Source organism: Mesorhizobium sp. M2E.F.Ca.ET.209.01.1.1 (assembly GCF_004010375.2).
GTDB lineage: Bacteria > Pseudomonadota > Alphaproteobacteria > Rhizobiales > Rhizobiaceae > Mesorhizobium.
Genome location: NZ_SADP02000035.1, coordinates 1 through 10,100, shown reverse-complemented (window position 1 = coordinate 10,100; position 10,100 = coordinate 1). Strand labels below are relative to the sequence as shown.

At 63.9% G+C, this 10,100-nt stretch carries 7 protein-coding genes; 3 read left to right on the top strand and 4 right to left on the bottom strand.

Going from position 1 to position 10,100, the window contains the following annotated elements; translation table 11 throughout:
* Nucleotides 1-577 precede the first annotated feature (577 nt).
* Nucleotides 578-2,557, top strand: a complete 1,980-nt coding sequence (locus EN852_RS33495; protein WP_189546310.1) for a M23 family metallopeptidase — start codon at nucleotides 578-580, stop codon at nucleotides 2,555-2,557.
* A 99-nt stretch (nucleotides 2,558-2,656) separates the two neighbouring features.
* Here the strand turns inward: EN852_RS33495 and EN852_RS33490 are convergent, their stop codons facing one another.
* The gene (locus tag EN852_RS33490; RefSeq protein ID WP_127880044.1) at nucleotides 2,657-4,210 is read right to left on the bottom strand and encodes an MFS transporter; all 1,554 of its coding nucleotides are present in this window, start codon (nucleotides 4,208-4,210) and stop codon (nucleotides 2,657-2,659) included.
* A gap of 160 nt (nucleotides 4,211-4,370) precedes the next feature.
* Between EN852_RS33490 and EN852_RS33485 the strand changes: the two genes are divergently transcribed.
* Nucleotides 4,371-5,003 carry a TMEM175 family protein gene (locus tag EN852_RS33485; RefSeq protein ID WP_127880043.1) on the top strand — a complete coding sequence of 211 codons (633 nt, stop codon included), beginning with the start codon at nucleotides 4,371-4,373 and terminating at the stop codon, nucleotides 5,001-5,003.
* Here EN852_RS33485 and EN852_RS33480 read toward each other — a convergent pair.
* From EN852_RS33480 to clpB, 3 genes are all read right to left on the bottom strand, one after another.
* Nucleotides 4,977-6,509 (bottom strand): L,D-transpeptidase family protein, encoded by a 1,533-nt coding sequence (locus tag EN852_RS33480; RefSeq protein ID WP_127880042.1) that lies wholly within the window; start codon nucleotides 6,507-6,509, stop codon nucleotides 4,977-4,979. The genes EN852_RS33485 and EN852_RS33480 overlap by 27 nt on opposite strands.
* A 129-nt stretch (nucleotides 6,510-6,638) precedes the next feature.
* Nucleotides 6,639-7,007, bottom strand: a complete 369-nt coding sequence (locus tag EN852_RS33475) for an MmcQ/YjbR family DNA-binding protein (RefSeq protein WP_127880041.1) — start codon at nucleotides 7,005-7,007, stop codon at nucleotides 6,639-6,641.
* 114 nt (nucleotides 7,008-7,121) lie between these two features.
* Entirely contained in the window at nucleotides 7,122-9,728 is a 2,607-nt protein-coding gene (gene clpB / locus EN852_RS33470; RefSeq protein WP_127880040.1) for an ATP-dependent chaperone ClpB, read from the bottom strand.
* 159 nt (nucleotides 9,729-9,887) lie between these two features.
* Between clpB and EN852_RS41755 the strand changes: the two genes are divergently transcribed.
* On the top strand, nucleotides 9,888-10,100 hold a 213-nt coding region (locus EN852_RS41755; RefSeq protein WP_210238275.1), incomplete at its 3' end, for a hypothetical protein.

Below are 10,100 nucleotides of genomic sequence, written 5' to 3'. Positions count from 1 at the left end.
CCGCCCACGTTTCTCTTTCTTCAATATTCAATTGTCAAAGAACCGACACCACAAACGCGATGTCCTGGCCCGCTTCGCTCTCGGCTCCGGGGCCTCCCGAGTGTCGCTCACGCGGCTCTCTTGAATTCGGTCCAACACTCGCGATACTCAGAAGCGAACTTCTTGGTCGCCAGCAGCGTCGCCGCCGTCGTTGGTGAGGCGTATATAGTCGGGGGGCACTCGAGGCGTCAACACCGATTTCGAACTTTTTTGAATTTTTTGCGACAAATTTTTCAGCCCGCTTTTTCGATAGCCGACTGCCCCTGCGGCAGCCCTTGGGTCATCCACAACGGGCCCTATTGCCGCCGCATTAAGGCGTGAAACCAGCTCATATAAGGAAGGCGCGCGCGTGTGTGTGAGGCGCCCGCAAAACAGACGACCGCGACAGACGACAAGAGCACCGTCTCGCAAGAGACGCATCATTGGGGATATCGGCCGGGTTGCCGCTTCGTTGACTTCAACGGCCGTGACAGGCAAATGTCATGGCCGCAACGAGAACGACAAGCCGTTTCGCCTGGGGAAGAAGCAGCCTTTCTGGATGCCGGACACCGAAGAGGTCATAGCCGAACTCGGCAACGAGCCGCCGCTGATCGCGGACGGCCGCAGCGGTCCGCCTGACCGCCGCGAGGTGTCAGCGCGCTGGCTGTCGGGCACCTTCCTCACCGGTGTGACCTCGAGCGTGTTGATGGGCGTGGCGCTGTTTGCGGCGCTCGACGGGCGCCAGCAACTGGCCACGCCACCCGAAATCGCGGAGCTCATCGGTCTTGCCAGCGGCGGCGATGATTCCGGCGAACAGGCAAAGACCACCAGGCTGGTAGCACCCCGCCAGATCGCCCGGGCGAAGGACCGGCGGCGCATGGAAGTTTCGATGGTCACCAAGGTCGGCGACCGTGACGTTATCCACACCATGCCTTTCGTGCAGATCAAGATGGCCTTGGCCGCCGGCCACACCACAAACCGCCCCTACCCGCCATTCGACCCCCTGCAGGTCTTCGGCGACGACAGCGACGACAATGCCCAGCCAGCAACGGCCGCCGCGGCCGCCGCGCAGATCTACGGCGCCAAGGTTGAAAGCGAAATGAGCCTCAAGACGGTCGATTTCCCAATCGATACGGCTTCCTTCGACGAAAAGAGCGACCTGTCCGCCGACGAGGTGGAAAAGGTCGTACGGGAGGCCAGCAACGGCCTGAGCGACGGCGCCGTCCAGGTGGCGGCGCTGCACTATATCGATCCGCAGCGATTCGGCGACGCCTTTGCCGAATCGATGGCCGGCTCCTACGACGTGAAGATCACGCAGGAAAACGTTTCGGTGACGCCTCGCGCCACGCTGGACGACCAGACGCCGGCCTTCGCCGAGGAAATCATTCCCTTCACCGAGGATACCGATATCGCCGAGGCCTATGCCGATTCGGGCTACACCGGCGCTGACGCCACCGGCATGGCGGAAGCGATCGGTAAGCTGTTGAACACCACGGCGCTCAAGGCCGGAACGGTGCTGCGTGTCGGCCTCGAAGTACGCGGCGACATCGCCAAGGTCGTGCGCACCAGCGTCTATGACAAGACCACGCACATCGTCACCATCGCGCTGGACGACCGCGGCCAGTATGTGCCGGCCCAGGAGCCGGAAGCCAATCCCGAGCTTTTGACGGCGTTCGATGATTCGCAGCCCGTGGTGGTGCGCGGCAACCTGCCCAATATCTATGACGGCATCTATCGCACCGCCTATTCCTACGGCATGTCGAAAGCGATGACGCAGAAGCTGATCAAGCTTCTTGCCTCGGACGTCGATTTCCAGTCGCGGCTTTCGCCCGCCGACCGGCTGGAGGTCCTGTTCTCGCAACCCGATGGTGACGACCAGACCTCCGACAATTCGGAGCTTCTCTACGTGTCGGCGACCTTTGGCGGGCAGACGCGGAATTTCTATCGCTTCCAGATGCAGGACGGCAGCACCGACTATTTCGACGAGAACGGTTCGAGCGCCAAGCAGTTCCTGCTGCGCAACCCGCTGCCCAACGGGCGCTTCACCTCCGGCTTCGGCGCGCGCCGGCACCCGATTCTCGGCTATGTCCGCATGCACACCGGCACAGACTGGGCCGCCCCGATCGGATCGCCCATCATCGCCGCCGGCAATGGCGTCGTGGAGAAGGCCGGCTGGGCCGGCGGCTACGGCAAGCAGATCATCCTGCGCCACGCCAATGGCTACGAGACGTCCTATAACCACCAGAGCGCCTTTGCCAAAGGCATCGAGCCCGGCGTCCATGTCCGCCAGGGCCAGGTCATCGGCTATCTCGGCCAGACCGGCCTGTCGACCGGCCCGCATCTTCACTACGAGCTCATCGTCAACGGCACCAAGGTCGATTCGATGCGCGTGCGCCTGCCGGTCGGCAAGGTGCTGAAGGGTGACGATCTCGTGGCCTTCAAGAAAGAGCGCGAGCGCATCGACGATCTTCTGAAGCAGGAAGACGGCAACTCGCTGAAGGTCGCCAGCGCCAAGGCTGATTCGCAGCTCCCGAACTGAGCCGTTCCAGGAACCACTCTACCCCTTTCGACGCATTCCGGACGGAAGGCTACGGCGAAGTCGCCGGGCTTAACCGCTCACACCTTTCCTGGAATTGCCCTAACCGCGCGATTCGTCTGCCTGCCGCGGCCAGGGCGATGCCTGCCCGGGAACCGTGAACCAGGCGATGAGGGAAGAAAGCACGCAAAGCAGCGCCGTGACCGCCGCGACCGCGGTGAAAGCCGAATCGCTTGCCGCCACCCTGGCCGCATCGAGATTGGCCGCAAGCCCGGAAGCGGGCGTCTCGCCGAAACCGGGCATGCCGGGAGCACTGCCGGTCATCCGCGCGTAAACCCAGGCAGCCAGCGAGCCCATCGCCGCCACCGCGATCAGGCCGCCGACGCGCGAGACCGCATTGTTGATGCCCGACGCGGCACCGGTGTCCTTGTCCTCGACGGACGTCATGACCGCGGTCGACAGAGGTGACACGACTTGCGCCATGCCGAGCCCCATCAGCGCCATCAGCGGAAAGGTCCCGGTCCAGAAATTGTGGATGCCGAAATGCGTGAGCAAAGCGAGGCCGGCAAAGGCGATGGCGACGACCATGCTACCGCTGGCGATTGGAAAACGCGGACCGATCCGGTCCGACCACTGGCCGACCGGCCCGGACAAAAGCGCGATCGATGCCGACAGCGGCAGGAAGATGAATCCGACCTCGGCCTCGCTTAGCCTCCAGCCGGCGATCAGAAGCATCGGCAGGTAGAACAGATTGGCCGACAGCGCGAAATAAAGGAAGAATGTCGCCAGATTGGCGCCGGCAAAGGCTCGGATGCGGAACAGGCCGAGATCGATCATCGGATCGCGCTGCCAGCGCTCATAAGCGATGAAGACAAAGAGCAGAACCACACCGGCTATGATCGCGGGCGTTGACAGCATTCCGCCGCCTTCGGCATTCATTGCCGTCAGCCCGTAGGCGAGCAGGCCGAAGGCAAGCGTCGCCAGCGCGGCACCCCCGAGATCCAGGCTGCGTTTTTCGGTCGGCTTGTCGGCCGGCACCTTGGCCAGAAGCAGATAGATCGAGATCAGCCCAAGCGGCAGGTTGATGGCGAAGATCGCGCGCCAGACCCCATTGCCGAACGTCGTCAAAACGAAGCCGCCCAGAACGGGGCCGAGCGCCGTGGTCAGCGCCGAAGCGGCGGCCCAGATGCCGATCGCCCGGCCGCGCTCTTTCTTCGGATAGGCCTTGGCGATGATGGCGAGGCTGCCTGGCACCATGATCGCCGCACCGATGCCCTGGATAGCGCGGAAGGCGATCAGCACTGCCGGGTCGGGAGCCACCGCGCAGGCGAGCGAGGCGGCGATGAACAGCGCGATGCCGGTCACGAAGGCGCGCCGCAGCCCAAAGCGATCGCCTGCGGCACCGCCCGCCAGGATGAGCGCCGACAGCGTCAGCGCATAGGCGTTGGAAATCCACTGCGCCTCGGCCAGGCCGGCGCCCAGATCCGCGCGCAGCGCCGGCATGGCGATCGCCAGGATGGACCCGTCGATGAAGCCGAGCGCCGAGGCGAGGATTGCCGACACCAGCACGAACTTTCGCTGCGTCTGAGGGCAGAATGTACCGTTCGCGCGCGCGGGCGAATGCGAGTCAACAGTCGTTTCGTTCGCGGATGACATGATTCCTGCTTAGCCCTCCGGAGTGATTGCAACAACGAGCCAGAGCATCGCTGTTCTTGAAACCAGCCGACACTGGCCTGGTGGGGAGGTGGGCGCGCCAATCCTGATGCAAACCGCCGGCGGCGTGCTAGGTTCCACCATTACGCGTGGAGGAGGAGCCATGAAGCGGCCGCTCGAACCGTCGGCGGAAGGACGCGGGCGCATCGTCGGCATAACCGACGGCGTTTTCGCCATCGCGCTGACCTTGATCGTGCTCGAGATCAGGGTTCCGTCGCATGAGGCGGTGCATTCGGAAGGTGAGTTGCTCGCCGCGATCCTCGCGCTGGCGCCGCGGTTCCTGACCTATGCGCTGAGTTTCCTGACGCTGACCATCTTCTGGTTCGGCCAGCAGGCGCAGCATGGCCTGATCGCGAAGTCAGACCGCAGGTTGGCGACATTGAACCTGTGCTTTCTCGCCTTTATCGCGCTATTGCCGTTCTCAACCGACCTGCTGGCCGATTTCCTGGAATTCAGGATCGCGGTGCTGGTCTATTGGCTGAACCTTTTGATGCTGGGCGCCTCGCTGTTCGCGAGTTGGTGGTATGCCGATAGGAACGGCATGATCGCCGAAGATGTCGATGCGGAGACGCGGAGCACCGTCTACAATCGCATCGTCAAGGCACAGGCCCTATGGGCGGTCGGCGCGGCGCTTTGCCTGATCACGCCGCTGCTCAGCATAGGCTTCATCATGCTGGTGCAGCTCATCTATGCCGCGGCGCCGCGCGCCTCACTGCTGCGTAAACTCATCGGTTGAGGTCCCGCCGACCTCCGCGATTGTTGGTCCGCCGATAAACTCCACCGTGACGCCCGGCGACACCAGCTTGGCAAGCTCGCGCGCATCCCAGTTGGTCAGGCGCACGCAGCCATGGCTCTCGGTCTTGCCGATCTTGGAGGGCTCGGGCGTGCCATGGATGCCGTAGGTCGGCTTGTCGAGCGCGATCCACACCGAGCCGACCGGGCCGTTCGGCCCCGGCGGGACGGTCAGGATCTTGTCGTTCTGGCCCTGCTTGAAATTGATGTTGGGGTTGTAGGTGTAGTTCGGGTCGAGCGCGATGCGCGAGACGGCATGGATGCCGGTCGGCGACGGCGTGTCGGCCGAGCCGATCGTCGCTGGATAGGCCGCGACCAGCTTGCCGCTGCCATCATAGGCGTAGACTTCCTTCTTGGTCTTGTCGGCGACGATGCGCGTTACCGGCGTCGAGACCAGCTTGCCGAAATTGGCGACCTTGATCATCATGCCAGGGCGATTGAAGTCGATGCCCTTGTTGATCGACTTCAAATAGGTCTCGTCCATGTGGAAGCGCTCGGCCAGCGCCTCGGTGACCGAGGTGTAGCACATGCAGTCGAGCTTGGCCTTCTGGCTGTAGTCCTCGGGAATCGAGGCGACATACGGGCCGGCCACATCTTCCGGCGTGATCGTGTAGGAAGCAAAGGGGTCGCCGCCCGACTGGGCGAGCGCCGCCTGGATGCCGACGGCATCGGTCGATTTCAGATTGGTGCCGTTTATTTCGTTATAGGCGGCCAGCGCCTTGTCGACATTGGAGCCGAACCGCCCGTCGATCACGCCTGGCGAGGCGCCGCCGCGATCAAGCAGCACCTGCAGCGCGGCAACATCCTGACGCACCCCGAGCGACAGCGACGGATCGACACTGGCCTTGCCGCCCGTGTTCGGCGGCAACGAGGTCTCCGGATTGGTCTGCAGGACCTCGCCCTGGCCCGGCTGCTCCGGGTCGATCGACGCCTCGTTCAGCGGCTGGCGCTTGATGGTGTTGGACTTCGGCTCCTCCGGATAGGTGGTGGCATAGCCTTCATCATTGTTGGGCGCCGGCGGATAGGCATCGACGGAATTGTCGTCGCCGTTGGGGTCGTATTCGTCGGCCGGCGGCGGGATGACCCGCCCATTCTCCTCCAGCTGCCGCCGACGGAAGCGAGCCATGTCCTCGGGATTGTCGAGATAGTAGCGGTCGTCGTCCTCGGCCGGCGCGCGGCCGAGCTCCTGCATCTGCCGGCGAAGCGCACGGCGGTCGAGCCTGCTGCCAGGCGGCTGGATGGCGATGACCTTGCCGGTGTCGGCATCGACCAGAACCCGATTGCCCCTGGCGTCGTAATAGATATCGATATTGCCTTCCTGGGCCAGCATCAGCGCGCCGCGCTCAGCCGGGCGCACGCCTTGCGGGCCATCCACGCTCGGCGCGGCGAACGCACCGGAAGACGCCAGCCCGGCCGCGAGTGCCGAAAGGGAAAAGATCAAGCGCAGCATGGGGGTCAAGCTCTCCGGTCGACTCTGGCTTCCGGCGGGCGAATCTTCGCCAGCAAACCAGTTACCCAAATTAAGATTCCAACATGAACCGGGCATGAAGATGGCGGATTTCCAGTGCCTTGAGGAACATTAGCTATTCTGCGCGAGCCCCAATTGCCTGCGTGCCTCTCTGGTCAGCTTCAGCACGACCAGGCGGTGGCTTTCGCGCAGATAGTCCTTGAGCGCCGCATCATCCATGCTTTGGCTTGTCTGACGCTGGATCCATTTCATGCCGCGCGAGGCGAGATAGGGCGCCGGCCGGCAGCCCGGCTGATCCTTGAGCACGTCATAGGCCATCTCGGAACATTTGAAGGTGACGAAAAGCTCGCCGCCGTCGTTCCAGCCGCCGATGGCGAACACCTTGCCGCCGACCTTCCAGACATGGGCGCCGCCCCACTGGACGACATGCGTCGTGGCGGGCAATGAAGCGCAGAAGCCGTTGTAATCGTCGAGCTTCATCGAGTCCTTCCCGGTCATCCGAATCGGCAGCTGATTATGGGCAGTCCCCGAAAATAACAAAGCGCGCCGCACCAGTCCGGTGCGACGCGCCTGTTCATCCCAACGTGCCGGGGATCAGGCGGCGGCTTCCGTCGCCACCACCGTCGGCTTCGAGCGGAAGTTCAGCCGATCCGAACCCGCCGTGACCTTGACGGTCGAACCGTCGAGGATCTCGCCGAGCAGGATCTTCTCGGCCAGCGGGTCCTGCAGTTCCTTCTGCATCACCCGCTTCAGCGGCCGGGCGCCATAGGCCGGATCGTAGCCCTTCGACGCCAGCCACTCGATCGCGTCGTGATCGAGCGACAGCGTGATCTTGCGGTCGACGAGCAGGTTCTCCAGCCGCTTGAGCTGGATCTCGACGATGCGGTCCATGTCTTGCCGGCGCAGCCGGTGGAACAGGATCACCTCGTCGACGCGGTTGAGGAACTCCGGCCGGAACGAGGCCTTCACCACAGCCATCACCTGGTCGCGCACGGCATCGACATCCTGGTCGTCGCGAAGATCGACAAGGTAGTCGGCGCCGAGGTTGGACGTCATGATGATCAGCGTGTTGCGGAAGTCGACCGTGCGGCCCTGACCGTCGGTCAGCCGGCCGTCGTCGAGAACCTGCAAGAGCACGTTGAACACATCCGGATGCGCCTTCTCGATCTCGTCGAACAGCACGACCTGATAGGGCCGGCGCCGCACCGCTTCGGTCAGCGCGCCGCCTTCCTCATAGCCGACATAGCCGGGAGGCGCGCCGATCAGCCGGGCGACGGAGTGCTTCTCCATGAACTCCGACATGTCGATGCGCACCAGCGCCGTCTCGTCGTCGAACAGGAAGCTCGCCAGCGCCTTGGTGAGCTCGGTCTTGCCGACGCCGGTCGGCCCGAGGAACATGAACGAGCCGATCGGCCGGTTCGGATCCTGCAGCCCGGCGCGAGCACGCCGCACCGCCTTGGACACCGCCTGCACGGCTTCGCCCTGGCCGACGACGCGCTTGCCGATCTCGTCTTCCATGCGCAGGAGCTTCTCGCGCTGGCCTTCCAGCATCTTGTCGACCGGAATGCCGGTCCAGCGCGATACGACATGCGCGACGTGGTCAGGGGTGACCACCTCTTCCACCATGCCGGCTTTGCCGTCCTGGGCCTCGGCTTCCTTGAGCTTCTTCTCCAGTTCCGGGATCTTGCCATAGGCAAGCTCGCCGGCGCGCTGGAACTCGCCCTTGCGCTGCGCGATCGCCAGTTCGTTGCGCATCTCGTCGAGCTGCTTCTTCAGGTCGGCGGCGAGGCCGAGCTTCTGCTTTTCGGCCTGCCACTTCGTGGTCAGTTCGGTCGATTCCTCCTCGAGGCCGGCGAGTTCCTTCTCCAGCCGGGCGAGCCGGTCCTTCGAGGCCTCGTCCTTCTCGACCTTCAGCGCTTCGCGCTCGATCTTCAGCTGCATGATGCGGCGGTCGATCTCGTCCAGCGCCTCGGGCTTGGAATCGACCTGCATGCGCAGCCTCGACGCCGCCTCGTCGACCAGGTCGATCGCCTTGTCCGGCAGGAAGCGGTCCGCGATATAACGGTTGGAAAGCGTCGCCGCCGACACCAGCGCGGAATCGGAGATGCGCACCTTGTGGTGCTGCTCATATTTCTCCTTCAGGCCGCGCAGGATCGATACCGTGTCTTCCACCGTCGGCTCGTCGACGAAGACGGGCTGGAAACGGCGTGCAAGCGCGGCGTCCTTCTCGACATGCTTGCGGTATTCGTCGAGCGTGGTCGCGCCGACGCAGTGCAGCTCGCCGCGCGCCAGCGCCGGCTTCAACAGGTTCGAGGCATCCATCGCGCCATCCGCCTTGCCGGCGCCGACCAGCGTGTGCATCTCGTCGATGAACAGGATGATGTTGCCGCTGGCCGAGGTGACTTCGTTGAGCACGGCCTTCAGCCGCTCCTCGAACTCGCCGCGATATTTGGCGCCGGCAATCAGCGCGCCCATGTCGAGCGCCATCAACTGCTTGTCCTTCAGCGATTCCGGCACGTCGCCATTGACGATGCGCAGCGCCAGGCCCTCGGCGATCGCCGTCTTGCCGACGCCCGGCTCGCCGATCAGCACGGGATTGTTCTTGGTGCGCCGCGACAGCACCTGGATGGTGCGGCGGATCTCGTCGTCGCGGCCGATGACCGGATCGAGCTTGCCGGCGCGGGCATCGGCGGTCAGGTCGCGCGCGTATTTCTTCAGCGCGTCATAACCCTGCTCGGCACTCGCCGAATCGGCGGTGCGGCCCTTGCGGATGTCGTTGATGGCCTGGTTGAGCGCCTGCGCAGTGACGCCGGCCTTGGACAGGATGTCGGCGGTCTTGGCCGACTTCTCCATGACAAGCGCCTGCAGCAGCCGCTCGACGGTGACGAAGCTGTCGCCGGCCTTCTTGGCCAGGTCCTCGGCGGTCGAAAACACCTTGGCGAGCGGCTGGGCAAGATAGAGCTGGCCATTGCCGCCTTCGACCTTGGGCATGGCTTCAAGCGCTGCCTCGACGCCGAGCTTGACGTCGCGGGCGTTGCCGCCGGCGCGCTCGATCAGGGACGCGGCAAGGCCCTCGTCATCGTCGACGAGCACCTTCAGCATATGTTCAGGCGTGAATTGCTGATGGTTGCGCGAAAGCGCCATGGTCTGCGCGGACTGGATGAAGCCGCGCACGCGCTCCGAGTATTTTTCAAGATTCATATCTGTCTCCTTCCATCACCGGCCCGCTTTGCGGCACCGGATCAGATTGCGGTGACGGACCCGCTCATAGGAGCCGAGCCCTGTTCAGCCGAGATATGGTGTATGGGCTGCGGTCCCTCAAGACGCCTTGATGCCGATCAAAGCAGAATATTCCACTGCATGTCGCCCCAAAAGCGCGCGGCGGTTTTGGGGCAAGCGACATGCATCGAGCAAAGAGAGCTGAAGCGCGCCGCGACGCGCTTTAGCAGGCTGCGGAAAAACCGGAGCCGTGGGGCCGTTTTGCGTTTGGTTGATGCGAGATCGGCTTATGCGAGGGTCATTTTAGCGGCTCTTTCGGCTGGTTTTGCCGCGATCGGCCGGTTTGAGGTGGAT

Coding starts and splice junctions, on each gene's coding strand:
- EN852_RS33495 (WP_189546310.1), top strand. CDS start 578: ATGCCGGACACCGAAGAGGTCATAGCCGAACTCGGCAACGAGCCGCCG.
- EN852_RS33490 (WP_127880044.1), bottom strand. CDS start 4,210: ATGTCATCCGCGAACGAAACGACTGTTGACTCGCATTCGCCCGCGCGC.
- EN852_RS33485 (WP_127880043.1), top strand. CDS start 4,371: ATGAAGCGGCCGCTCGAACCGTCGGCGGAAGGACGCGGGCGCATCGTC.
- EN852_RS33480 (WP_127880042.1), bottom strand. CDS start 6,509: ATGCTGCGCTTGATCTTTTCCCTTTCGGCACTCGCGGCCGGGCTGGCG.
- EN852_RS33475 (WP_127880041.1), bottom strand. CDS start 7,007: ATGAAGCTCGACGATTACAACGGCTTCTGCGCTTCATTGCCCGCCACG.
- clpB (WP_127880040.1), bottom strand. CDS start 9,728: ATGAATCTTGAAAAATACTCGGAGCGCGTGCGCGGCTTCATCCAGTCC.